Source organism: Lysinibacillus capsici, assembly GCF_020217405.1.
Classification (GTDB): Bacteria; Bacillota; Bacilli; order Bacillales_A; family Planococcaceae; genus Lysinibacillus; species Lysinibacillus capsici.
The window spans coordinates 1,638,780-1,662,104 of the sequence record NZ_CP084108.1; the positions used below are offsets into that span (position 1 = coordinate 1,638,780).

Below are 23,325 nucleotides of genomic sequence, written 5' to 3' on the forward strand. Positions count from 1 at the left end.
ATAGAGGGGGAACTTATATGGCAGACTTACGCATTAATTTAGCGGGCATCAAATCGCCGAATCCATTTTGGCTAGCATCTGCTCCACCAACGAATTCAGGCTATCAAGTACAACGTGCATTTGAAGCGGGCTGGGGTGGCGCAGTTTGGAAAACGTTAGGAGAACCTATTTTAAATGTGTCTTCCCGTTTTGCAGCAGTTAGCTATAATGGCCAACGTGTGGCAGGCTTTAACAATATTGAATTAATTACGGATCGACCATTAGAAGTGAATTTACAAGAAATCTATGAAACGAAAAAGAAGTTTCCTAATCACGCAATTATTGCCTCGTTAATGGTGGAACCAAAGCAAGAAAAATGGCATGAAATTGTGAAACGAGTAGAAGATGTGGGGGTTGATGGTCTTGAGCTTAACTTTGGTTGTCCACATGGGATGGCAGAACGAGGCATGGGTTCTGCCTCTGGTCAAGTCCCTGAATTGGTGGAAAAACAAACGTACTGGGTAAAGGAAGCGGCGCGTACACCTGTCATTGTTAAACTAACGCCCAACATTACGGATATTACCGTGACGGCGGAAGCGGCAACACGAGGTGGAGCAGATGCTGTGAGTATGATTAATACGATTAACAGTTTAGCTGGTGTTGATTTAGATTCTTGGAATACCGTACCACATGTGGCTGGAAAAGGAGCTCATGGGGGCTATTGTGGTCCAGCAGTTAAACCAATTGCACTAAACATGGTTGCAGAATGTGCTCGTAATCCATTAGTCAATGTACCGATATCAGGTATTGGTGGCATCTCGAATTGGCAGGATGCAGCAGAATTTATTTTAATGGGTGCGACAGGCGTGCAGGTATGTACAGCAGCGATGCACCATGGCTTTAGTATTGTAGAGGATATGATTGATGGGCTGAATAACTACTTAGATGATAAAGGTCTAGCTTCCGTCATGGAATTAGTTGGTCGCTCTGTGCAAAGGTATTCAAACTGGGGTGATTTAGATTTAAATTATAAAATTGTCGCAGAAATTAATAATGATGTTTGTATTAATTGCAATAAGTGTCATATTGCTTGCGAGGATACATCTCATCAATGTATTGACCTTTATACGGAGAATGGTCGCCCGATGTTAAAGGTTCGTGAGGAAGACTGCGTAGGCTGTAATTTATGCTCAATTGTTTGTCCTGTCGATGGAGCCATTTCAATGGTTGAACGTCCATCCACAATTCCGCCAATGACATGGAATGAACGCCAATCACTTCTTAGCAGTCTATCAAAATAAAGGACCGTTGTTCAATTTTGAATAAAGATTAAAATCGAAATTCCACCTTCCTTCAGCATTTTGGGTGAAGGAAGGCACTTCAAGTAGGTTGTCACGGAAATTAGAAAAAAAGGAGAGAAACATTATGGAACGTGAAGGGAATTATTTAAAATCCCCAGATTTACTTCCAGTGACACATCAACAAAGAAATATTGGAACATTTGGTTTTGCGGTAATTTGGATAGGAATGGCAATTGTATTAGCGGCCTTTGCCATTGGTGGTTCGGCTATTATGAGTTTGTCCTTACCCATGGTGATTGTGGCAACATTGGTAGGTTCTTGTTTAATTGGCGTCTTTATGACGTTAATTGGTGATATCGGAATAGAGCATGGATTATCTTTCCCTGTTTATATGCGTGCACCATTTGGCACATTCGGTACTCATCTACCTTCCCTTGTACGTGGTATTACAGCTGCCTGTTGGTTTGGTTTGAATACGTACTTTGGTGCCTTAGCGATAAACGGAATTTTAAATTTATTGTTTGACTTTGATAATTGGTTTATCTGCTTCCTTGTGTTTGCAGCGCTTCAACTCTTTAATACATCACTTGGTATTAAATCCATTGAGCGCTTTGCTGATTTAGCAGCCCCTGTCATTATTTTAATTTCTTGTTGGATGTATTACACATTGGCAGATAATGCAACATCTCAGGGAAAAAATATTTGGACGTGGGTGGAAACCCCAACAACAGGCTTCGCTGCTTTTACCGCCTTTATGGTAGTGGTGATGGCAAATATGGGCTTTTGGGCAACATTAGCAGCTGATATGCCATCCTTATCCCGTTTCTTTAAAGCACCTAAAAATGAGCGTAATTGGTTCAAGCGTAATAAAACACAGCTTGTAGGCTCTTTAATTGTCATGCCCATTACAAACACATTCATTGTTACGATTGGTGCAGTTTGCTATATGGCAGTTGCCTCGGCAGACCCAATTAATGCCTTACAGCAAAGTGCAAGCGGCTTTATTCTTGGGATTCTATTGCTGATGATTGTATTAGCACAATGGTCGACAAATACCTCTGCCAACGTTGTACCAGCAGCTACTATTTTCTCTAATATTGGGGGACCAAAAGTGCCATTCTGGGTAGGGGTAGTTATTGCAGGAATTATTGGTATTCTTGCACAGCCTTGGAGTCTATTTGATGTCATGGTCAATGTCCTATTAATCATTGGCGGTATTTTAACAGCGATTGTAGGTATTTTATTTGCTGATTACTACCTAATTCGTAAACGGCGCGTACATGTAAAAGAGCTTTATGAATTAGATGGGCAATTTAAATATTTTAAGGGCTTTAATATGGCTGGGTTAATCGCCTGGGTAATCGGTGGTGCAGTTGCCAATATATTTTCAACTTACTCTTCTTTAGTAGGGTTCGCTGTAGGCGCGATTGTATATTATGTATTAGCGAAGTATTGGTGGTTTAAAAAGTATCCACAAGCTGAGCTAGATGATCCAAGTGATGTCAAATATTTAGGTATTACAGTTGGACATAATTTAGATGAAATATTTGGCCAACCAGCAGCTCCAACGGCGGTCCCAAATGAAGATGAACTGGTGGAGCAACCAGATCCTCTGTTAGAGATGAAGGGTGCCGAGTAAGTGAGACAACATCAAGACATTTTCAAAAGAAGGTGAGGTGATGGCATGTCTGAATTCCAACAAAGCACAGAGGAAATTCAAAAAGTAGATCATTATTTAGATAGTGGCTTTAAAATCAAATATGTCTACGAAAATTTAAGTGGGATGTTTGTAGAATTTGCACGTCAAGAAGAAGTGACTTTGCTACAAATTCTAACAGCAGATGCACGTAAATACTTCTCTGCTAAATTACACGAACAAACTTTATTACAATAACGAAGCAAACTCTATTCCTTTCGACTTGAACGGAATAGAGTTTTTTGAATTTTCTGATTTAAATATTGTTGAAGTAACATCATATTTCGTACAAACACCAATTAAATCCTCATTATTACCTATTTTTCGTTATTCTATTAAAATAGCAATACTTTTTGTTTTTCCTAAAAATACATTTGTCTTTTTTAGAAAAATTGATTATTATTTTAAAGTAAAAACATCGTAGAAAGAACAACAGGGAAAGAGGCGTTATGGAGTGGCCAATAAGGAATTGAAAAGAGGATTAGAAGCACGTCATATTCAAATGATTGCACTTGGCGGTACGATTGGTGTTGGGCTATTTATGGGCTCAGCAAGTGCTATTCAATGGACAGGACCTTCTGTACTCCTTGCCTATGGTATTGCAGGTATTTTTATTTTTTTCATTATGAGGGCAATGGGTGAGATGCTTTATATGGAGCCAAGTACAGGCTCTTTTGCCACATTTGGCTATAAATATATTCATCCTTTAGCAGGGTATTTAACAGCGTGGAGTAACTGGTTCCAATGGGTTATTGTTGGGATGTCTGAAATTATAGCAGTAGGAACGTATATGCAATATTGGTATCCAGAATTACCGGCTTGGATACCTGGTCTAATTGCAATGGTGATTTTAGGTGTGGCGAACTTCATTTCTGTCAAATCATTTGGAGAATTTGAATTCTGGTTTGCGATGATTAAAATTGTTACGATTATTTTAATGATTATTGCAGGGGTCGGACTTATCTTCTTTGGCTTTGGCAATGATGGGATAGCAATCGGCTTATCCAATCTGTGGAGTCACGGTGGCTTCTTTACAGGTGGCTGGACAGGATTTTTCTTTGCCTTATCTTTAGTTGTTGCGGCCTATCAAGGGGTGGAGCTCATTGGAATTACGGCGGGAGAAGCAAAAAATCCGCAGAAAACAATTACCAATGCGATTCAAAGTATCATTTGGCGTATTTTAATTTTCTATATCGGTGCAATCTTTGTCATTGTTACAGTGTATCCTTGGGACGAGCTTGGCACAATTGGTAGTCCTTTCGTTGCGACATTTGCTAAGGTAGGTATCACAGCTGCTGCAGGTATTATTAATTTCGTCGTCATCACTGCTGCAATGTCAGGCTGTAACAGTGGAATCTATAGTGCTGGACGTATGTTATATACACTGGCTATGAATGGACAAGCACCAAAATTTTTCGCAAAGCTTTCTAGTAATGGCGTGCCTTTATTTGGAACAGCCGGCGTATTAGTTGGCTTAGTCGTTGGTGTTATTTTAAGTTATATTGCCCCTGAAAACTTATTTGTTTATGTGTATAGTGCAAGTGTTTTACCAGGGATGATTCCGTGGTTTATCATTTTAATAAGTCAAATTCGTTTTAGAAAAGAAAAGGGAGCGCAGCTAGCAAAGCATCCTTTCAAAATGCCGTTCGCACCGATTACAAACTATGTAACAATCATCTTTTTAATCATGGTACTAGTCGGCATGTGGTTCAATGATGATACACGCGTGTCATTAATAGTGGGTATTATTTTCTTAGTTCTTGTAACAATCAGCTACTACGTATTTGGTATTGGTAAAAACCGATACAGCAAAGATTCTATAGAATAGCGTAAAAGGATGCATCTCTAAATGGGATGCATCCTTTTTGTATGGCTATTTTTGCTAGCACAATTTTTACATAATTAGATGAAAAAAAGACAAACTACTAAAAACTGAATGATATGGGCTGGTATTTATCGGAACAAAAGGGGTGGAGCGAAAATGAACGAGATACCCGAGCAGATTGTCGCTAAATTAAAGCAGGAGATTAACGAAGTCGATGACGTAAAACTGAAAATGATCGCTACAGAAGAAGGGGATGTGACGGTCATTTATTTCTCCTCACTCATCGAAAAAATGACCTTACAAACCATGGTGACGATTCCGCTAGCTAATAATTTGAAACAAATTCATCAAATGGCTCAATATGTGGACCCGAAGGATGTGAAAGGTGTCGTTAAAAAATTGAATGCTGGGCAAACCCTTCTTTTTTTTCACGAAACCAACGCCCTATTAAGCGTCGATACGTATAGCGCACCTACAAGGGCCATTACGGATACGGAAACAGAGTCGACTGTAATTGGTCCACAGGATGCATTTACAGAATCATTAGAAACGAATATATCGTTAGTGAGAAGACGGATTCAAAGCTCCATGCTAAAAAATGAAAATCGAATTGTTGGGTCAGAAGCCAATATTAAAATATCGATTATGTATATGGATAATATCGTGAGCCATGAAAATTTAGATGATTTAAGAAACCGTATTGACCAGGTAGATTATCCGTTATTTACGGATATATCCGTGTTGAAGCAATTAATCGAGGATAATCCATTATCGCCCTTTCCACAATACTACATGACAGTCCGTCCAGATAGTATTTGCCGTTATCTTCTGGATGGGAGAATCGTCATTTTTATGGATAATAGTCAACTAGCCATTGTCTGTCCCACATCTTTTTTTGAAATGTTCGTGTCGATTGAGGATTACTACAACCGTTGGACAACAGCATCTTTATTAAGGATGCTGCGCTTTTTTGGTTTTTTCTTAACGATCATGATTACACCCATGTATATATCAGCCTTAACCTTCCATCCAGAAATTTTGCCATACGAATTATTACTAAATCTTCAGGAATCAAGAAGTAAGGTGCCGTTTCCTCCACTGATTGAGGTATTATTTATCGAGCTTATTATTGAAGTGTTGCGAGAAGCGGGCTCCCGAATGCCTGCCAAAGTCGGACAAACAATTGGTATCGTAGGAGGTATTGTAATTGGTACAGCTGCCGTAGAAGCTGGATTACTTAGTAATATACTCATTGTATTAGTCGCTACCTCAGCACTACTTTCCTTCTTACCGCCCATTTTCTTAATGAGTAATACTAGCCGCTTCATCCGCTATATTTTTATCTTATCAGCAGGATTATTTGGCTTGTTTGGACAGATGCTCGCCTTTGCGTGGTTAATCCACCATTTATTAAGTCTCAAATCCTTAGGAACGCATTATATGACACCTGCTATTCCAAGAAAGCCAAGCGATTTATTGGATAGTGTCATTCGATTTCCAACTAAATATATAAGAAGTAAGACTGGTATTTCAAAAGCACAGAAAAAATAGTGTCAGAATGAGAATGAGGTGGTTAACTTTGAATACAACAAAAGGAAAGGTGTTAAATCGTTATCATGTCATCTTCTTAGCGCAAAGTATTATGATTGGTACCGGTATCCTTTCGCTCCCTCAGAAATTAAGTCCTATGGGCTATACACAATCATTTATGCCTCTTCTCTTTGGTGTGATTGCTAGCCTGACACTATTTGCGATGGTATGGCTTTGTTCGAAGTTTCCCAATGATGATTTATTTCGAATGAATGAAATATTATTGGGAAAATGGCTCGGAAAGTTTATAAATCTACTCGTCATTATTCAATTTATTGTTTTTAGTGCAGGGATTATTAGTAATTATATGCACTTAATTCAAAGTACAGCATTGCAGGAACAAACCATCACCATGCCTGTCCTTTGCTTTTTACTGCTACTTATTTATATTGTAAGTGGGGGTATTAAATCTATTGCACGATTTTGTATAATGACATTTTTTATTACCATTGGATTATTCTATTTTACCCGCTGGGCCATCGAAAAAGGTGATACAAGTCATTTTTTGCCTCTCTTTAATTTTACGCCTAAGGAATTTTATGAAGCGTTAAAGCAAGGATATTTTTCTATCCTTGGTTACGAATTAATTCTATTTTATTTTCCATATATCATCGATCAAAAAAAGGCATTTCGTCATTCCTTAATCGGTATTTGGATTAGTATATTTTTATGCTTTATCACAACAGCTATTAGCGTCATGTATTATTCAGAGTGGCAATTAAAAAATGTAGAGTTTTCAGTATTAAACCTATTTAAGGCAGGAGAATTTACCTTTATTGAGCGAATCGATATCATTGGCATTACGCTTTGGGTTTTTCTAATCTTATCCTCGATTACAGCCTATGTATGGTGTGCAAAAAGGGGTATGGATACCTTCCTTAAAAAGAAAAAGCAAAGTTATCAGTTGTATATCATCGCCTGTATCATTTTCTTTATTGTAAAAATGCCCTTTTCGCGTGAATTCCAAGAAAAATTATTTATGGCAAGTAACTATGTAGGCTATGTGCTGGTAAGTTGGCCAGTGTTTTTAATCCTGATATATGTTATTCGAAAAAAGCAGGTGCAGGTATGAAAAATAAACATCTATGCATCATTTCTTTTTTGATTTTAATTTTACTTGCAGGCTGTTCTAAAAAAGAAATAAAAGTTCCTCTAGAGGATGTTGGGATGGTAGACTCGATGGCTTTTGACTATATCGATGAGAACCAGATGAGACTCACAGTAGCGATCCCCCAATATTCTCCAGACGCAGAAAAAGACACACAAACTTTTTCTATCACAACGGATTTAGTATCAAGCGGCATCGTGGAAATAGAAAAGCAATCCGATAAGAAAATAGTCTTCAATCAATTGCGCGTTGTCTTAGTAAACGAAGATTTTGCGCGGAAAGGGAATGTTCGAAAAATCGTTCAGCACTTGTATCGCAATGCGGAAGTAGGTAATAAAGTATTGATAGCTGTTGTGAAGGATAATGCGGAAGCGATTTTAAAAGGGGATTATCCTGATAAGCCAAGTATTAATTTTTATTTGAACAATCTATTAGAGCCGAGTATTAATACTGCTTTTAACCCCAATACCAATATTCATGATTTTATGTACTCGATTACAAATCCTGTAGTGGATACAGTATTACCCTATGTAGAAAAACGAGGGGAGAAATTAGAGATTAAAGGTGTTGCCATATTTAAAGGGAATCAGATGCACGAATTAATTAAACCTGAGGAAGCACTAGTTATTCAAGCTTTAAGTGGACAGAAAAACCTTGCTCCTTTGCACCTTGATTTAAATGCAGGACATGGAGAAGAAAAGGTAATGATTGATTTAATCGAGAGCAGTGTGAAAAAAGAGAGTAATAAAAATATGGAATCACCCAAATTAACGATTTTCTTAAAAATAAAGGGTACATTAAGCGAATATAAGGGAGAAAGAGAATCACATTTATTTACAGTTGAAAGGATTAGTGATCTGGAAAAAGATGTGAATAAACAGCTGGAACAGGATATTAGTGAATTTTTAGCGCGATTAAATAAAACAGAAGTAGACCCAGCTGGCTTAAGTGAAGAATTTAGAATGTATTATCATGGAAAATGGACATCGAAAAAAACAAGAGAGCTTATTAGAAAATTAGACGTGAATGTCCATGTAGAAACGTCCATTATTAGTACAGGTACTTTAAAATAACAGCAAAGACCCATTCGATAAGAAGGGTCTTTGCTGTTAGTGTGTTTTTCGCATAATAAAGCTTAAATGTCTTCCAGCTTGTTTGTCTTGACGATAAGAAAAGCCATCGGGACTAAGGAATGTACAGGTTTCATCAATTTGTATTTGATTCGCGGGAATACCCGCAAGCTCACATTGCTTTTTGACTGTCTGTTGATTATTAATATGGTATTTTTTCGTTTCTGCATTGTAATACATAAATTCTTCTGCATAACCAAGACTGTGAAATTTTTCATAAACGTCTGTGTCTACCTCAAATTTCTGCTGACTCAGTGCCATACCGATTTGAACATGGAAGTCCTCAGGTCGACACTGTTCTTCATTCATAAGATGCTGAAACAGTTTGGGTGTTATTTCTTTGACTGTTCCTTGCCATCCCGAATGAATCACACCGACAAGTCCATTCACAGCATTATAAAAAATAACGGGCACGCAATCTGCCGTAAAACTACATAAAAGTAAGTTAGGCTCTACCGTATAAAGCGCGTCTATATTCTTCACCGCTGTATCCATTTGCGCAGCTCCTCGTCCTTGATCCGCTAATGTGACTTTATGAAAGTTCGCACTATGTGTTTGCTCTGTACAAATAAAGTTTTGCAAATCACAGTTCAATGTCGCAGCTAAATGCTGACGATTGTTAATGATAGCTTGAACATCATGGCAACTATGCAAAGCCATATTATTGTGTTCTACTTCCATCTGATCTTTTAAGGTCGTTCCTGCGATAAATTGCTCATTATCTATATACATTTTTATTTTCATTTAATCACCTCATTTTACTATATAGGATTGCTTATGGAATGTATAGGTTGCCGTTTTTTACTATTTAGCTACTCCTTTACCCGTCTATCAAACTTTTAGACATAAAGAATCGATTTCCTCATATAGTAGAAGGAATGCTAGAGAGGGGGGAGAGCGTGAATGTTGAGTGAACAAGACATATTACTAATTTGCCAAGTAGGAATGGGTCTTTTTTGGATTTTTACATATATACTTGTTATTTACAAAGGATGGCAAGATAAAACCTATGGTATGCCTATGGTCGCTATTTGTGCCAATATTTCATGGGAATTTATCTTTGCCTTTTTCTATCCACAAAATGACCTGCAACGCTATATTACGCTCATTTGGTTTGTATTGGATGTCTTTATTTTGATGCAATTTTTACGGTATGCTCCAAATGAATATCGAAAGATGCTATCAAAAAAGCTATTGTATTTCTCCTTTTTGATCACATTAATTTTTAGCATGCTGATCATTTTAGGTATAGTCTATGACTTTCAAGATTTCGAAGGAAAGTACGTAGCATTCTTCCAAAATCTTATGATGTCAGGACTATTTATTGCTTTATTATTGCAAAGAGGGAATTTAGCTGGTCAATCAATGGGGATAGCAGTTTGTAAGATGGTGGGTACATTATTTGCAGCGGTGGGCTTTTATCTATACTTCCGCACACCATTAATTACCATTATTTCTGTAGCAACGCTCTTTTATGATTGGCTTTATATTCTCTTAATTTATCGATTACAGCGTAAACAATTAGCAAAATAGGATATATTGTGCAGCTATTGATTACTGAATCTATTAGTAATGTATGCCAATTACAAACATATTGCAACTTGATGACAATTCCGATGGGAAAGAATAGCGAGATAAAGGACTTTAACCAAACATATGGCGAGCTTGTCATACAATTGTAAAAATCCTTCCAAATATTTTGTGATGATTATGGCTCAGAAACTATTTAGGATAATGGTAGAGCAATTAGGAAGGGTGATTAACATGTTTAAAAAATTAAAAAAAGCAACACTAGCTTCAGTAGTAGCAACTTCATTATTAATGCCAGTTGCGGCAATGGCCGCCGAATCCTATACGGTGACATCTGGTGATACTCTATGGAAAATAGCATTAAAAACAGAAACGGGTGTACAGGAATTAATCGATGCCAACCCACAACTTGCCAACCCAAATCAAATTTCTCCGGGACAAAAAATTAACGTCCCTGTAAAAGAACAGGCAACAGTTGAACAAGAGGTTGTTAAACTTGTCAATGCAGAACGGGCAAAAGCAGGTCTACCAGCATTGCAAGAAGATTGGGAGCTATCAAGGGTAGCTAAATATAAGTCGCAAGATATGCACGATAAAAATTACTTTGACCACACAAGTCCAACGTATGGTACACCTTTTACTACGATGAAAAACTTCGGTATTACGTATAAATCTGCTGGTGAAAATATCGCGAAGGGCCAACGTTCCGCACAGGAAGTTGTAACGGCTCGGATGAACAGTGAAGGACACCGTGCCAATATCCTTAATAAAAGCTACACACATATTGGTGTAGGCTATGTACGGGAAGGTAATTACTGGACACAAATGTTTATTCAAAAATAAAAAAGAAAGAGTATCTATTGGCTTTTGGGATAGCTAGTAGATGCTCTTTTTCGCGTTAAATTCTAAAGTATACCGGATTGGAAGCGTATATTACTTTTTAAATTCTCCTAAATCGAGCAGTAAAAACAACTTTACAGGTTGATGCTCATCTTTTGAAACATCAAATTGGAGATATGTCAGGCGTAAGGATAATGTAGCGTGTTTTTGCTGTCTTGACAAATAAAAATAACCAAAAAACAACACACTATTAGCAATAGACGAATAAGATGTCTCTGTAGTATGAAGATAGAGGTGGTGTTATGGTTGAAAAAGAAGTGGTTAACTACATGCTGCGTTATCTGTATGATAGGTCTAGTAGGTTGTGAAAAAGAAGCAGTCCATCATAACAAGCTAGAACAAGAAATTCAACAACGTGAGGAAGTACAGCAACCTGTTACATATGAACAAATGATTGATCCTATTGTAGAGGTTGTTGATCCAACTACGAGTAAGGTACTTAAAACAATATCTCCAAAGGAATTTGGCTTCGATACGGATCCACAGGCCTATCAAAAACATCTAGAACAATTAGCAAGGGAATGGGCGAGAGGAACGGACACATCAAATGGCTATGATCAGCGTATGCTGCTTGATCGATTGGATGAAAACGGGCAAGTCATTAAGGGGAAGCCGCAAATTATTTTAAAGGAAAGTGAGCTAGTGGAGCGTATTATCGAAGCTTCTGCGACTGGTGGTCAGGTAGAAATGCCGCTCTATATAACAGAAAGTGGCTATTATCTTGAGGATCTTCCTTTATTAGAGGAAGTGGTTGTTGCATCTTATACAACTTATTTCAATCGTGCTGATTTAGGAAGAAATAAAAATATTGAGCTGTCTGCCAGAGCCATTCATAATGTGATTGTAGGCAGTGGCGATTATTTTTCTTTTAATACAATTGTAGGCCCCAGAGATGAGGCAAATGGCTATCAACCCGCACCTGAAATTATTAATAAGAAGGTGGTCATGGGAATTGGCGGTGGAATCTGTCAAACTTCTTCAACCTTGTTTAATGCAGTAGACCAAATTCCTATCAAATATGTTGAGCGCCATCATCATTCGTTAGATGTAGGATATGTCCCAAAAGGAAGAGATGCTACGGTATCTTATGATACGTTAGATTTTAGGTTTCAAAACTCAAATGATGTACCATTTTTAATTAAGGCAAGCTATGGAGCGAATTCTCTAACAATTGAAATTCGAACGGCAGAAAAATATGTAGAATTATTGAAAAAATCATAATCTTGTAATGAGACACCACTAGACGTTGGTGTCTTTTTTCGGATCGCATGATATAGTTAAATTGATACAGTTCAGAAAATTTTAGGGAGGAAATGACAATGCATCCTAAACTACAAGCAACTATTGATTCGATTGATTTATACCAAGCAACTTACCCAGAGGATGCTTGTGTCATCGTGGCAGATACGGAAAGAGTGCTTGCCTACAAACCAGGAAAAAAGGTTGACTTAAAAGTTGGGGTTGGTGATCCAGTACATAAATATCGAGGTACAGCAACAGAAATAGCGTTAAGTTCAGGGGAATTTGTAAAAGAGGAGCGTGGTGCAGAAGGTTTTGGTATGGCCTATATTGCCTCTGCCCAGCCTATTTTTGAAGGAGGACGTGTTATTGGCGTAGTAAGTGCCATTATTTCCAATGAAAAAATGGATAGTATGCGCCTACTGGCAACCGAGCTTTCAAGTGCTGTAGAAGAAATGACAGCTACAAATGAAGGATTAGCCACTGCCAGTAAGGATGTATCCAATCGTTTGGAAGAGTTGTCTAATTTCTCAGAATCGATGACAGGCGATATAGAACAAATTAATGTGATTGTCCATTTAGTAAAAGATTTAGCTATGAAATCGAGAATTCTTGGTCTAAACGCATCCATAGAAGCGGCACGTTCAGGTGAGCATGGGCGTGGCTTTGCGGTGGTCGCTTCTGAAATACAAAAAATGTCTCAGAGTAGTACAGAAAGTGCTGATAGCATAACTGTGCAACTAGAAAACATTAAACAATCCATCGATCAGGTCAATGCATCATCGAATCAAATTGCTGCGTTTACACAGCAGTTTGCTGCGAGTATGCATGAATTAACAGATGCCTACAAAGGGGTTAATAGTACAGCAGAAAAGCTTATGCAAATTAGTGACATCAAAGGATAGTTATATAAAAAGGATAATAGACAAGTGCTATTATCCTTTTTCATGATTAAATGATCTCTAAAATTTCCTGTGGTGTTGTGACACTGTATTCAGGTTCTTCATTTTGCACGACCTCTTTGGCATCATAGCCCCATTCCACCCAAATAATTGGTACTCCGGCTTTCTTACACGCAACAATATCCCTTTGCTCGTCACCAATGTATACGACGTCAGATGAGTCAACATTCGCTTCCTTTAAAAACTTTTTCATTACTTTGTCCTTACCAAAAATGCGGTTGGAGCAAAGTACATCTGCTACACAATGAATACCATTCATTTTAAGAAATTCTAAAATATTCTCTTTAGAGTTTGAGGAAATAATCAGGATTTTATAGCCTCTTTTATTAATCTCTATTAATACTTCCTTCATTCCCTCGAACAGATGAACATCATTTAATGATTGGCGATATAATTTATAAAATTGCGGTAAAATCATAGGCAACTTATACATTGGAAAGTCGAATAACTTACTGCGTTCTGAAATTGATAATTTTTTTAATGTATCAATTTCCTTCAATTCAATGCCTTTAAATTTATATTTTTGGGCTAAAGTATTCCATGCTGATGCAAACACAGCAGTAGAATCTGCCAGCGTCCCATCAAAATCAAAGATAATATGCTTCATTGCAAACTTTCTCCTTTTTCATCTCGTTGTATTGACGTTCTATGCTAAAAAATGTTACATGGAATGGGCGATCTAGTAATCTTGAAATAACCACCATTTTGAGCGTACGTAAACATCTTATGGTAAATATTATCAGAAAATGAGGCGATTGCAATGGAAATGCTACAACGAAAAGAGGTGTCTCAAAAGTCCATTGAGACACCTCGGCATTATTTTGTTTTATGATAGGTGCTGGTAATTTTTATAAAAGTTTTTCTGCTTTTTCGCGTGTACGAATTAAATAATAGGCATTGATGCAGGAGGCAATCGGAATAATCAGTGCAATGCCGATACCTGCACAAAAAATGGTTGTCATTTCTGCACTAAAAACTTTGGAGTTAACAATTTCTCCAATCGAATAGGAGAGGTCCTTGAACCAGATTAACAAGCTTAAATAGCCACCAAAGAAAGCAAAAAATAACGTATTGGTATCGGTTCCTAATATATCTCTTCCTATACTTAAGCCAGCTGCAAATAGGTTTTTTCTACTAATCGAAGGATTACGATAAAAAATCTCATGCATGGAGGTAGCGATAGAAATAGCTACATCCATAATGGCACCTATCGTACTCATAATGATGACTGATGCACCAATCTGCACAAAATTAACACCAATGTAGAGAGAAAAGATGCTGATTTCTTCAGTTGATTCTTCGCCAAACCCTTGGATCATCGACTTTTCCGTTACAAAGGTAATAAAGAGTAGTAACACAACTATCGTCACCATCGTCGAGATAAAGGCTGTAATGGTTTTACTATTTGTTTTATTGATATAGAAAAGGCTAATACAGCTAATGATCGTACAGGCAATAAACGTCAAGATGATAGGGCTATTTTTAGGGTTTGTCATTAAAAAAATGGTGACAAAGAGTACACCAAAGTTTAGGAATAAAGAAAGAAATGAGCGTATCCCCTGTCTACCGCCGACTAGAACCATTAACACGCACAATATAACTGCTAATAAGACGACAACATTCATTCTCGAACCCTCTTTCGATTAATGAAAAATATAGCGGTATACAGACTAATAGGAATCGTAAGGACAACACCAATACCCCCTGCTAAGGCACGGTCTAATTCTAAAGAAAGATTTAAGGACAATGTAAGCCCTAATGTGGAAGAATTTTTTAAATAGAGAATAATCATAGGTATGGAGCCGCAAAGGTAGGCAAAGAATAAAATACTTGTAATAGTACCCATGATATCTTTACCGATTTCATGTCCCGAAGATTTAAGTGCTTTGACAGGGATCGTAGGATCTTGCTCGTATAAAGCAAAAATCGAGGAAGCCATTGTAATAGAAACATCCATTACTGCCCCGAGTGAGCCAATAAATAAACCTGCCATAAAGACGGTACGATAGGGACGCGTTAAAAATTGCATTTCTTCATAACGAAGACCATTTTCACCTGTCAACCACATTACAATAGAGCTTATGATAAGCGCTAGAATAGTGCCTAAAAGTGTGGACACGATGGCTACATATGTTTTTGTATTTAATCCACTAATAAGTAGTAGCGAGATAATTGTAAATAGCACCGCACAAATGCCGCTGACTACTAATAGGCTTACGCCCCCATGCTTCACATAAAGATCTAATGCGAATGATAAAATCACAGCATTGACCACCAGGCTAATGATAGAAAATAAGCCTTGTCTTTTACCTATAATAAGTAGGGCAAAAATAAAAATCCATGCAATCATTACCATGGTTTGATCACGTTTTAAATCGACAATGGTTCCTGTTAAAACTGATTGTGCTGTGCGACCATCTAGCGTGACAAAGATTTCATTGCCTACATGGTATTCTTGATCAAAAGCACCAGACGAAGAATAGTCATTCGTCAAATGAATGGATTGCCCCTTATGCTGACCATTTTTGATAATGGCCATAATTTCCTGTGTAAATAAAAAATCCCTATTTTCATACATGTCTGTCATTGGTTCTGATTTTGTTACATCCACTTGCGTTATTTTCGCTATCGGTCGATCATAAAATTGTTCATTATGATGTACGAAAACAATCGAAACCCCACAACAGAATGCTAATAGGGCATAGAAAATAGCTTGTTTAAAAGGTATATTTTTTAAAAATGTCAAGTAAATGACCTCCAAACGGCTACACTGAATAGTCACTTGTAAAGGAACGTTTTTTTGATTAAGAAGTTCCATTAACAGGTTAAATGTCATCATTTTAATAACATCTTTTACATTTTTTAAGTCTCGTCAGAGCTGTTTAAAATTTATGCTTCCAAAAAAATTTAAAAAGAAGGATGGATAATATAATAAAATAGTGTTATCGTAAGACTAGCTAAATAAAAATATTCTTCGGGGTAGGGTGAAATTCCCGATCGGCGGTGATGAAGCAATTCAAAGTCCGTGAGCGCAAGCTGATTTGGTGCAAATCCAAAACCGACAGTTACAGTCTGGATGGGAGAAGGGTAAAAATGCGAACTTTTTAAATTGATTCTAATTTAGAAGGTTTATTTGACTATGCATTTATTACAAAACTTCCCAATCACCTTGTGGGAAGTTTTTTTATTTAGCTACAATCGAATAGAAGATGTTCTTCGGGGTAGGGTGAAATTCCCAATCGGCGGTGATGAAGCAATTCAAAGTCCGTGAGCGCAAGCTGATTTGGTGCAAATCCAAAACCGACAGTGATAGTCTGGATGGGAGAAGAACGAATGAGATAACAGTCTATGAAAAAATTGTTTTCAAATAGGCTTATTTGTTGATGTCTTATACTCCCAAAACCCCTTTGATGTAAAGGGGTTTTTATTTTTATATTGTTAACGAGAGAAGGGAGAAGGATAAGGCACAAAAAAAGGTGGATCAACTTTAAAAGTAAAGAATAGAAGTGCTAATAAAGTAGAGTAGGTGATGGAATGTTTACTGGACTTGTAGAGGATATTGGTATCATAAAAGCCGTGCAAAGCGATCGGAACAGTATGAAAATTACGATTCAATCAGCCAAGATAACGGAGGATGTCAAGCTTGGTGACAGTATAGCGGTCAATGGAGTTTGTTTAACGGTGACACATTTCACACAACAGCAGCTTACGATGGATGTTATGCCTGAAACAGTCAAAGCAACAAATTTACAGCAGCTGGCAATAGGTGATTCTGTTAATTTGGAGCGGGCCATGCCTGCTAATGGACGATTTGGAGGTCATTTTGTTGCTGGTCATGTTGATGGAGTCGGCAAAATTTTGCGAAAACGTCCAGTGGCAAACGCCGTTTATATTGATATCGAAATGTCTGAGGAACTAACCAACTTTTGTATTCCAAAGGGTTCCATAACAATTGATGGCACAAGCTTAACCCTTTTTCATGTTGAAGCCAATAGTGTCACGATTTCGCTCATTCCTCATACTTACAAAGAAACCGTTTTAGGTTTGAAGAGGGTTGGAGCAATCGTTAATATTGAAACCGATTTAGTCGGAAAATACATTATAGGGCAATTAAAAAAAGGGCAAACAACGCCAGCTATTACAAGAGATTATTTAGCACAACATGGTTTTTAAATCATAGAATAGGAGTTGATCATCATGCTACATTCAATTGAAGAAGCCATAGAGGATTTAAGGCACGGCAATATGATTGTGGTGGTTGATGATGAGGATCGAGAAAATGAAGGAGATCTTCTGGCACTCGCTGAATTCATCACACCAGCAACAATCAACTTTATGGCAACCAATGGTAGAGGTTTAATTTGTACGCCGATTTCGCAGCAGCTTGCACAAAAGCTAGATTTATATCCAATGGTTCAGCACAATACGGATAACCATCAAACCGCATTTACGATAAGCATCGACCATGTAGAAACAACGACAGGGATTAGCGCCTTTGAGCGTGCGCTAACGATACAAAGGATGATAGAAAAGCAAGCTAAGCCGACTGATTTTCGTCGACCAGGCCATATTTTTCCGTTGATTGCGAAAGAGCAAGGAGTGCTGCAACGGAGAGGGCACACAGAGGCGACGATTGATCTAGCGAAGCTTTGTGATAGTGTACCAGCAGGTGTTATTTGCGAAATTATGGGGGATGATGGGCACATGCTTCGGTTTGAAGAACTGACAAAGTTCGCTGCACATCATGGCTTAAAAATGATATCGATAGAAGCATTGGTTGCATATCGTAAACAATTATCCACTAATAAATCTAAAATTTCTATGTAAAAAGGAGAAAAAACAATGGGTCAAACATTTGAAGCACAATTAATTGGAACGGATTTGAAAATTGCAGTAGTAGTGGGTCGTTTTAATGAGTTCATTACTAGCAAATTATTGGATGGGGCAATGGATGGTTTAACTCGTCATGGGGTTGATCCTGCATTTATTGATGTTGCATGGGTACCAGGGGCTTTTGAAGTTCCTTTTATGGCAAAACAACTGGCAGAAACAAAGAAATATGATGCCATTATTGGTTTAGGTACTGTTATTCGTGGCTCTACAACACACTATGACTATGTTTGTAATGAATCTGCAAAAGGCATTGCCAATGTGTCATTGTCAACGAATGTACCTGTTATTTTTGGAATTGTTACTACCGAAAATATTGAACAGGCAATTGAACGTGCAGGAACGAAATCTGGTAATAAAGGCTATGATGCGGCAATGTCTGCAATTGAGATGGCAAATCTAAAGAAAATGATTGGTTCAGGACAATTTGAATAGTCGTCACAACATTTGTTTCTTTGAATATTTTGAACAACCATGGGAAAAATATGCTTAAGTGTATTTATTGAATGTGATTGTTTTCATAAATGTACTAATCTTGAGCTGGCTCAGTAGGAGATGAGAAGTATTTCATCAATGGAACAAATTAATTTGAAAATGTTGAAATCACTATTTCAACGCTCTGCTGATGTGATTTTCCAACAATATAATTTTCAGCAATATACAGTACATTTGATAACTTGTGATGCAATGGTCAATGAGCAAATTCTTCAAACTGTGGTTGTTCAACGTGTTCAATCTTTGTTAAGCAATGTCACTGAGGACATGCTAGAGGAAGAAATCGAACAGCATTTACACATACCCTATTTACAAAAGATTTTATCGAAAGAGGATGCGGTAACTAGGGTCTATAAAGGACATGTCTTATTGTATTTTGAAGAAAATCAATTACTTTATTCTAGTGATATTTCAAAAAGACCCAATCGAGAGCCCGGGGAAACAACATTAGAACTAGTAGTAAAGGGACCTAGAGATGACTTTATTGAAGACGTTTTTATTAATATTGCTTTATTAAGAAAACGATTACCCACTAATTCTTTTAGTGTAGAGACATTAGAAATTGGCAAGCGTTCTAAAACAACCGTAGCCATATTATATATGGAAGACATCGTAAATTTAGATATGCTGGAACAAATTCGACTTCAATTACAAAAAATTGATACGGATATTGTTATCAATGGCGACTTATTAATGGAAACAGTTGAAAAGACTGCGACCATTCTTCCAAGACATGATTATACAGGTAGACCTGATTTTGCTATGCAGGCGTTAATTAGAGGAAGAATACTCTTAATGATTGATGGTGTGTCCTATGCCATGATTACACCTACGAATATTATGTTACTCTTTAAATCAGCAGAGGATAATGAGTACCCAATCATTGTTAGCTCGATGGAACGATTACTCAGAATTGTCGGGATATTAATAAGTATGCTACTGCCAGGTTTTTGGCTTGCATTGACGACTTATCATCAAGAACAGCTTCCATTTCTACTACTTGCAACAGTTGTCGAATCGAGAACGGGATTGCCTTTCCCAACTATTCTAGAAATTTTAATGATGCTATTTATGTTTGAATTGTTTCGTGAAGCCAACTTACGTCTTCCAAGTGCAGTCAGTGGCTCAGTTAGTGTGGTAGGGGGGCTAATTATTGGAGATGCTGCTATTAAAGCAGGTGTTACAAGCCCCTCAATGATTGTTGTAATTGCCATTTCTAGTATCGCTGCATTTACATTGGTCAATCAATCCTTTGTGACGGCTATGAGTATTTTTCGATTAATCATTATTATGGCTTCGGCGTTTTTTGGTTTATTTGGTTTTTTTATATCCGTGTTTTTCATTCTTTTATACACTGCAAATATGAGAGTCTTGGGAGTGCCATATATTAACTTTAGTGCCGATTTCGAAAAGGAGGATGTTGCTAGGTCATTACTACGGCCTTCTCCAAAGGGCTACAGTAAACGGCCAGCCTTTTTAAAGCCCCAGGATCGAACACGTACATCGGGAAAAAAAAATAAGTAATTTTATTAAAGATCAGGTATAGTGGATACCTGATCTTTTTGTTAGTCTTTTAATTTTCCATTTAAATTAGGAAATGAGACATAAAAGATTATTGCTTACCTTTTTAGTTTACTTTCTTGTCAGGGATTATTAAACTATTTGTTACAGTGTGTAATTTTGGGTATGAATAAAATAAAAATTGATTTTGTGTTTTAATTTATGTAGGATATACAAGCAATGTTTGCTTTACAAACAAAAAAATAGAGTTAATTATAATATAATAATATTCTAGAATATTTATAGATGAGGAAGTACCGTTTTTTATGAAAAATAGAAAAATAAAACTAATATTAATTCTATCAACGATTTTATTATGTTTGTTTACAAGTTTAAACGTCTTTACATCCTATGTAAAAATAAAAAAGACCGTTGAAGAGTCGATTGCCAATCAAAGTTTAGAGGCAGCCCATTCTATTGCTGCATCCATTGATACGGATGCCTATCAGCAATTTTTAAATAATCCACAGGAAAATGATTATTATTGGAAAGTAAGAAATTATTTAAACGATGCTAGGATCAAATTAGGTGCACTATTTGTTTACACTTTAAAGGTGGATAATCCTGAAGTATCTATAGCCATGATTACAGGCATGCCAAAAGAAATGAAAGAGGGCTTCGGTATTGGCGTGGTTTGTACTGTTCCTGCAAAGCATGTAGAAAAGGCCTATAATGGTGAAACCTATGTTACAGAGGTAATTCATGATTCTAAACATGGGTCTTATTTATCTGTTGGTGCACCCATCAAAGATGATAATGGAACAATTATCGGGTATTTAGGCATTGACATTAGTGCAGATACGCTAAATGGTATTAAGGGTAAAGTCATTGAAGACAACCTATTTAATTTTATTTTTAATGGTGTACTTATTTTAATTGTCATCGGTTCTTTTTTATTTTTACAAAGATGGTATCAAAAAGAGGTGGCGAAGGAAGTTGGCGCTACAGAAGACACGTATCTAGCAGAAATCAAAACATTGATTACTTCGGTGTCGTCCCTACGTCATGATTTTACAAACCATATTCAAGTGTTACATGGTTTATTACAATTAGAAAAAACAGATCAGGCGAAACAATATTTATCCTCACTATCGAAAGAAGTGCAAGCGATTAAGTCATTAAAATTAAATATTGATCATCCAGGTTTGTCCATCTTATTGCAAACGAAGAAATTAACGGCTCAAAATCATCATATTGATATGGATTTTACGATTTCTCAAAATGACTTTAATAGGATTAAAACGACAGATTTAATCAAGATTCTATCCAATTTAATTGATAATGCGATTGATGCTGCTGTTGACTTACCTGAGGAACAACGTAAAATTAAGATTTGCTGTACTGCAGATGAATCACAGTATGAATTTAAAATTACCAATACAGGGCCAAATATTGCGAATCCTGATCAAATATTTAAACAAGGATTTTCAACGAAAAAACATGAGAATGGTAGACTAAGAGGACAAGGCTTATTTATTGTCAAAGAAATTGTTACTAAATATAATGGTCATATTTCAATTGATTCATCAAAACATTCAGAAACGACTGCTATTGTCAGAATTCCAATAAAATAACAAAAAAAGCTTCCTACAAAAAGTTGTGGGGAGTTTTTTCTATGTATAGCACATACATTACAAAGTAGAAAGTGATATGATGAAGGAGATGAAGAAAATGGAAAAGGGTCTCCTAGCGTTATTGAGAAGGGGTGGGCTCACTTTATATGCAAGACACGGGACAGCAACTATTGGTGTAGATCAAGCATATGGTACATTTCAAAGTTGTCAAAATCAACGGAATTTATCAGAACAAGGTCGTAGGGAGGCAATTTATTATGGTCAAATGCTACGCTATTGGCAAATTCCCATCCTTTCCACCATCACTACCAGTCCTTTTTGTCGGACCATTGAAACAGCACGTTTGGCATTTCCAAACAGCAATATCCAAATTGACCCCTTCTTGTTTGAAATCTTTATGCTAGGTGGCAGTCTTCCTACAGTAGTGCAAAGCAGTATATTAACGATTTCTACTACAATGCTGGAAATCATCCCACCCGAGGGGATAAACAACATAATTATTGGTCATAGCTTTCCAAAAGATGTGGGGCTGGGTATCATTTCGAATATGGGGACGGTTGTCATAAAGCCTAAAGGTCAAGGACAAGGTTATGAGATTTTGAGAAAACTAACCTTAGAAAATTTAGCAGCATTAGATTCCATTTGAAAAGAGGGAGAGTATGAAGATTAAAACAGTTGCACAATGCACATTAGATGAAGTATTGAAAGCATGGAACAAAGGCTTTGAAGGTTATTTTATTGAAATTAATATGACAGCAGAAATGTTTTTACAGCGACTAGTGGGGGAGGGGTTATCTCCTGAGCATTCTATCGTTGTTTTTGATCAAGAGGAACCAATTGCCATTGTGATGAATGGCTTTCGTACCATCGACGGCCAAAAAACAGCTTGGAATGGGGGGACTGGTATTTCTCCAGCGTATCGTGGTAAGGGAGTCTCGCGCCTACTAATGGAGGAAACCCTAGCTATCTATAAGCGAGAAAATGTTGAATTGGGCACGTAAGAAGCGATTAAGGAAAATCAAGTAGCCATTGCTTTGTATAAAAAATATGGCTATGTGGTTGCCAATCAATTACTATTTTTAAGCGGCGAGTATGAAGCGAAGGCGATACCTACAGTAGCCCTTCAAATAGAGGCCATTCGCCCAGAGCAGCTAGCACATCGATCTTTCTATCAGGAAAATGTTCCATGGCAGTGTAGCTGGCAGAGCGTAAAGCAGGGAGAAGCAAGGGTGTTTTATAATGATAGCAATGAACCACTGGGCTATATGCTATACAAAACCTTGTGGAATGAATGTGGTGAGGTGGAACATATTCTACTTTACCAATTGGTAATACTAGAAGATAGTAATGTAGATTTACTCCCGCAGTTTTTAGCAAGTATTACAACAGATAAAGTCCATTTGACGACAGTGAATTTCTTAGCGAGCAATCCAGCAACGAGCTATTTATTGAAGCAAGGATTAAAGGTGACAACAGAGCAGGTACAGATGACAAAGGAACTATAGGAAGTTGTCGTTCAGTATACGAGCCATAAAAAGTAATCCAT

The 23,325-nt window shown here is 37.1% G+C and carries 23 protein-coding genes and 2 riboswitches; of the genes, 19 read left to right on the forward strand and 4 right to left on the reverse strand.

Annotated features, from left to right (window positions below):
- The first annotated feature begins 17 nt into the window (after positions 1 to 17).
- The 7 genes from preA (at position 18) to LCP48_RS07815 (ending at position 8,572) form a co-directional block, all read left to right on the forward strand.
- Positions 18 to 1,280, forward strand: a complete 1,263-nt coding sequence (gene preA / locus LCP48_RS07785; protein WP_004232749.1) for an NAD-dependent dihydropyrimidine dehydrogenase subunit PreA — start codon at positions 18 to 20, stop codon at positions 1,278 to 1,280.
- A 124-nt stretch (positions 1,281 to 1,404) separates the two neighbouring features.
- Entirely contained in the window at positions 1,405 to 2,919 is a 1,515-nt protein-coding gene (locus tag LCP48_RS07790) for an NCS1 family transporter (RefSeq protein WP_004232751.1), read from the forward strand.
- Between the two features lie 45 nt (positions 2,920 to 2,964).
- Positions 2,965 to 3,174 carry a hypothetical protein gene (locus LCP48_RS07795; RefSeq protein WP_004232753.1) on the forward strand — a complete coding sequence of 70 codons (210 nt, stop codon included), beginning with the start codon at positions 2,965 to 2,967 and terminating at the stop codon, positions 3,172 to 3,174.
- Between the two features lie 256 nt (positions 3,175 to 3,430).
- A complete protein-coding gene (locus LCP48_RS07800) occupies positions 3,431 to 4,804 on the forward strand; it encodes an amino acid permease (protein ID WP_004232755.1) in 1,374 nt (457 codons plus the stop codon).
- Between the two features lie 153 nt (positions 4,805 to 4,957).
- Complete coding sequence (locus LCP48_RS07805) at positions 4,958 to 6,352, forward strand: spore germination protein (protein ID WP_004232757.1); 1,395 nt, start codon at positions 4,958 to 4,960, stop codon at positions 6,350 to 6,352.
- Positions 6,353 to 6,380: 28 nt separating this feature from the next.
- Entirely contained in the window at positions 6,381 to 7,463 is a 1,083-nt protein-coding gene (locus LCP48_RS07810) for a GerAB/ArcD/ProY family transporter (RefSeq protein WP_004232759.1), read from the forward strand.
- Positions 7,460 to 8,572, forward strand: coding sequence for a Ger(x)C family spore germination protein (locus LCP48_RS07815; RefSeq protein WP_202341456.1), 1,113 nt, complete (start codon positions 7,460 to 7,462; stop codon positions 8,570 to 8,572). Before LCP48_RS07810 ends, LCP48_RS07815 begins: the two co-directional genes overlap by 4 nt.
- A 36-nt stretch (positions 8,573 to 8,608) precedes the next feature.
- Here the strand turns inward: LCP48_RS07815 and pgeF are convergent, their stop codons facing one another.
- Positions 8,609 to 9,373, reverse strand: coding sequence for a peptidoglycan editing factor PgeF (gene pgeF / locus LCP48_RS07820; RefSeq protein ID WP_225340838.1), 765 nt, complete (start codon positions 9,371 to 9,373; stop codon positions 8,609 to 8,611).
- Positions 9,374 to 9,532: 159 nt separating this feature from the next.
- On the opposite strand from pgeF, the gene LCP48_RS07825 reads away from it, so the two are divergent.
- The 4 genes from LCP48_RS07825 to LCP48_RS07840 all read left to right on the forward strand — a co-directional run bounded on the left by LCP48_RS07825 (position 9,533) and on the right by LCP48_RS07840 (position 13,203).
- Positions 9,533 to 10,162 carry a transmembrane-type terpene cyclase gene (locus LCP48_RS07825; RefSeq protein ID WP_004232764.1) on the forward strand — a complete coding sequence of 210 codons (630 nt, stop codon included), beginning with the start codon at positions 9,533 to 9,535 and terminating at the stop codon, positions 10,160 to 10,162.
- 231 nt (positions 10,163 to 10,393) lie between these two features.
- Positions 10,394 to 11,002 carry a CAP domain-containing protein gene (locus LCP48_RS07830; RefSeq protein WP_225340839.1) on the forward strand — a complete coding sequence of 203 codons (609 nt, stop codon included), beginning with the start codon at positions 10,394 to 10,396 and terminating at the stop codon, positions 11,000 to 11,002.
- Between the two features lie 303 nt (positions 11,003 to 11,305).
- Positions 11,306 to 12,280: a VanW family protein gene (locus LCP48_RS07835; RefSeq protein WP_009374106.1), complete on the forward strand. Its 975-nt coding sequence runs from the start codon at positions 11,306 to 11,308 to the stop codon at positions 12,278 to 12,280.
- A 98-nt stretch (positions 12,281 to 12,378) separates the two neighbouring features.
- The gene (locus tag LCP48_RS07840) at positions 12,379 to 13,203 is read left to right on the forward strand and encodes a methyl-accepting chemotaxis protein (protein ID WP_009374105.1); all 825 of its coding nucleotides are present in this window, start codon (positions 12,379 to 12,381) and stop codon (positions 13,201 to 13,203) included.
- Between the two features lie 46 nt (positions 13,204 to 13,249).
- Here the strand turns inward: LCP48_RS07840 and LCP48_RS07845 are convergent, their stop codons facing one another.
- The 3 genes from LCP48_RS07845 to LCP48_RS07855 all read right to left on the reverse strand — a co-directional run bounded on the left by LCP48_RS07845 (position 13,250) and on the right by LCP48_RS07855 (position 16,006).
- On the reverse strand, positions 13,250 to 13,867 hold the full coding sequence (locus LCP48_RS07845; RefSeq protein ID WP_004232771.1) for an HAD-IA family hydrolase: 618 nt from the start codon (positions 13,865 to 13,867) through the stop codon (positions 13,250 to 13,252).
- Positions 13,868 to 14,108: 241 nt separating this feature from the next.
- Positions 14,109 to 14,885, reverse strand: coding sequence for a YibE/F family protein (locus tag LCP48_RS07850; RefSeq protein WP_004232773.1), 777 nt, complete (start codon positions 14,883 to 14,885; stop codon positions 14,109 to 14,111).
- A complete protein-coding gene (locus LCP48_RS07855; protein ID WP_004232775.1) occupies positions 14,882 to 16,006 on the reverse strand; it encodes a YibE/F family protein in 1,125 nt (374 codons plus the stop codon). Before LCP48_RS07855 ends, LCP48_RS07850 begins: the two co-directional genes overlap by 4 nt.
- Before the next feature lie 220 nt (positions 16,007 to 16,226).
- A riboswitch (FMN riboswitch) is annotated at positions 16,227 to 16,352 on the forward strand.
- Positions 16,353 to 16,468: 116 nt separating this feature from the next.
- A riboswitch (FMN riboswitch) is annotated at positions 16,469 to 16,594 on the forward strand.
- Between the two features lie 200 nt (positions 16,595 to 16,794).
- Here LCP48_RS07855 and ribE point away from each other — a divergent pair.
- From ribE to LCP48_RS07895, 8 genes are all read left to right on the forward strand, one after another.
- The gene (gene ribE / locus LCP48_RS07860) at positions 16,795 to 17,433 is read left to right on the forward strand and encodes a riboflavin synthase (RefSeq protein WP_004232779.1); all 639 of its coding nucleotides are present in this window, start codon (positions 16,795 to 16,797) and stop codon (positions 17,431 to 17,433) included.
- 24 nt (positions 17,434 to 17,457) lie between these two features.
- Positions 17,458 to 18,087, forward strand: coding sequence for a 3,4-dihydroxy-2-butanone-4-phosphate synthase (gene ribB / locus LCP48_RS07865; RefSeq protein ID WP_004232780.1), 630 nt, complete (start codon positions 17,458 to 17,460; stop codon positions 18,085 to 18,087).
- 15 nt (positions 18,088 to 18,102) lie between these two features.
- The gene (gene ribH / locus LCP48_RS07870; protein WP_004232781.1) at positions 18,103 to 18,585 is read left to right on the forward strand and encodes a 6,7-dimethyl-8-ribityllumazine synthase; all 483 of its coding nucleotides are present in this window, start codon (positions 18,103 to 18,105) and stop codon (positions 18,583 to 18,585) included.
- Between the two features lie 138 nt (positions 18,586 to 18,723).
- Positions 18,724 to 20,169 carry a spore germination protein gene (locus LCP48_RS07875; RefSeq protein ID WP_004232782.1) on the forward strand — a complete coding sequence of 482 codons (1,446 nt, stop codon included), beginning with the start codon at positions 18,724 to 18,726 and terminating at the stop codon, positions 20,167 to 20,169.
- A 302-nt stretch (positions 20,170 to 20,471) separates the two neighbouring features.
- A complete protein-coding gene (locus tag LCP48_RS07880) occupies positions 20,472 to 21,779 on the forward strand; it encodes an ATP-binding protein (RefSeq protein ID WP_004232783.1) in 1,308 nt (435 codons plus the stop codon).
- 97 nt (positions 21,780 to 21,876) lie between these two features.
- The gene (locus LCP48_RS07885; RefSeq protein ID WP_004232784.1) at positions 21,877 to 22,425 is read left to right on the forward strand and encodes a histidine phosphatase family protein; all 549 of its coding nucleotides are present in this window, start codon (positions 21,877 to 21,879) and stop codon (positions 22,423 to 22,425) included.
- A 13-nt stretch (positions 22,426 to 22,438) separates the two neighbouring features.
- Positions 22,439 to 22,780 (forward strand): GNAT family N-acetyltransferase, encoded by a 342-nt coding sequence (locus LCP48_RS07890; RefSeq protein WP_225340840.1) that lies wholly within the window; start codon positions 22,439 to 22,441, stop codon positions 22,778 to 22,780.
- Positions 22,781 to 22,813: 33 nt separating this feature from the next.
- The gene (locus LCP48_RS07895) at positions 22,814 to 23,284 is read left to right on the forward strand and encodes a hypothetical protein (protein ID WP_225340841.1); all 471 of its coding nucleotides are present in this window, start codon (positions 22,814 to 22,816) and stop codon (positions 23,282 to 23,284) included.
- Positions 23,285 to 23,325 lie beyond the last annotated feature (41 nt).

Coding starts and splice junctions, on each gene's coding strand:
- preA (WP_004232749.1), top strand. CDS start 18: ATGGCAGACTTACGCATTAATTTAGCGGGCATCAAATCGCCGAATCCA.
- LCP48_RS07790 (WP_004232751.1), top strand. CDS start 1,405: ATGGAACGTGAAGGGAATTATTTAAAATCCCCAGATTTACTTCCAGTG.
- LCP48_RS07795 (WP_004232753.1), top strand. CDS start 2,965: ATGTCTGAATTCCAACAAAGCACAGAGGAAATTCAAAAAGTAGATCAT.
- LCP48_RS07805 (WP_004232757.1), top strand. CDS start 4,958: ATGAACGAGATACCCGAGCAGATTGTCGCTAAATTAAAGCAGGAGATT.
- LCP48_RS07815 (WP_202341456.1), top strand. CDS start 7,460: ATGAAAAATAAACATCTATGCATCATTTCTTTTTTGATTTTAATTTTA.
- pgeF (WP_225340838.1), bottom strand. CDS start 9,373: ATGAAAATAAAAATGTATATAGATAATGAGCAATTTATCGCAGGAACG.
- LCP48_RS07825 (WP_004232764.1), top strand. CDS start 9,533: ATGTTGAGTGAACAAGACATATTACTAATTTGCCAAGTAGGAATGGGT.
- LCP48_RS07830 (WP_225340839.1), top strand. CDS start 10,394: ATGTTTAAAAAATTAAAAAAAGCAACACTAGCTTCAGTAGTAGCAACT.
- LCP48_RS07840 (WP_009374105.1), top strand. CDS start 12,379: ATGCATCCTAAACTACAAGCAACTATTGATTCGATTGATTTATACCAA.
- LCP48_RS07845 (WP_004232771.1), bottom strand. CDS start 13,867: ATGAAGCATATTATCTTTGATTTTGATGGGACGCTGGCAGATTCTACT.
- LCP48_RS07850 (WP_004232773.1), bottom strand. CDS start 14,885: ATGAATGTTGTCGTCTTATTAGCAGTTATATTGTGCGTGTTAATGGTT.
- ribE (WP_004232779.1), top strand. CDS start 16,795: ATGTTTACTGGACTTGTAGAGGATATTGGTATCATAAAAGCCGTGCAA.
- ribB (WP_004232780.1), top strand. CDS start 17,458: ATGCTACATTCAATTGAAGAAGCCATAGAGGATTTAAGGCACGGCAAT.
- ribH (WP_004232781.1), top strand. CDS start 18,103: ATGGGTCAAACATTTGAAGCACAATTAATTGGAACGGATTTGAAAATT.
- LCP48_RS07875 (WP_004232782.1), top strand. CDS start 18,724: ATGGAACAAATTAATTTGAAAATGTTGAAATCACTATTTCAACGCTCT.
- LCP48_RS07880 (WP_004232783.1), top strand. CDS start 20,472: ATGAAAAATAGAAAAATAAAACTAATATTAATTCTATCAACGATTTTA.
- LCP48_RS07885 (WP_004232784.1), top strand. CDS start 21,877: ATGGAAAAGGGTCTCCTAGCGTTATTGAGAAGGGGTGGGCTCACTTTA.
- LCP48_RS07890 (WP_225340840.1), top strand. CDS start 22,439: ATGAAGATTAAAACAGTTGCACAATGCACATTAGATGAAGTATTGAAA.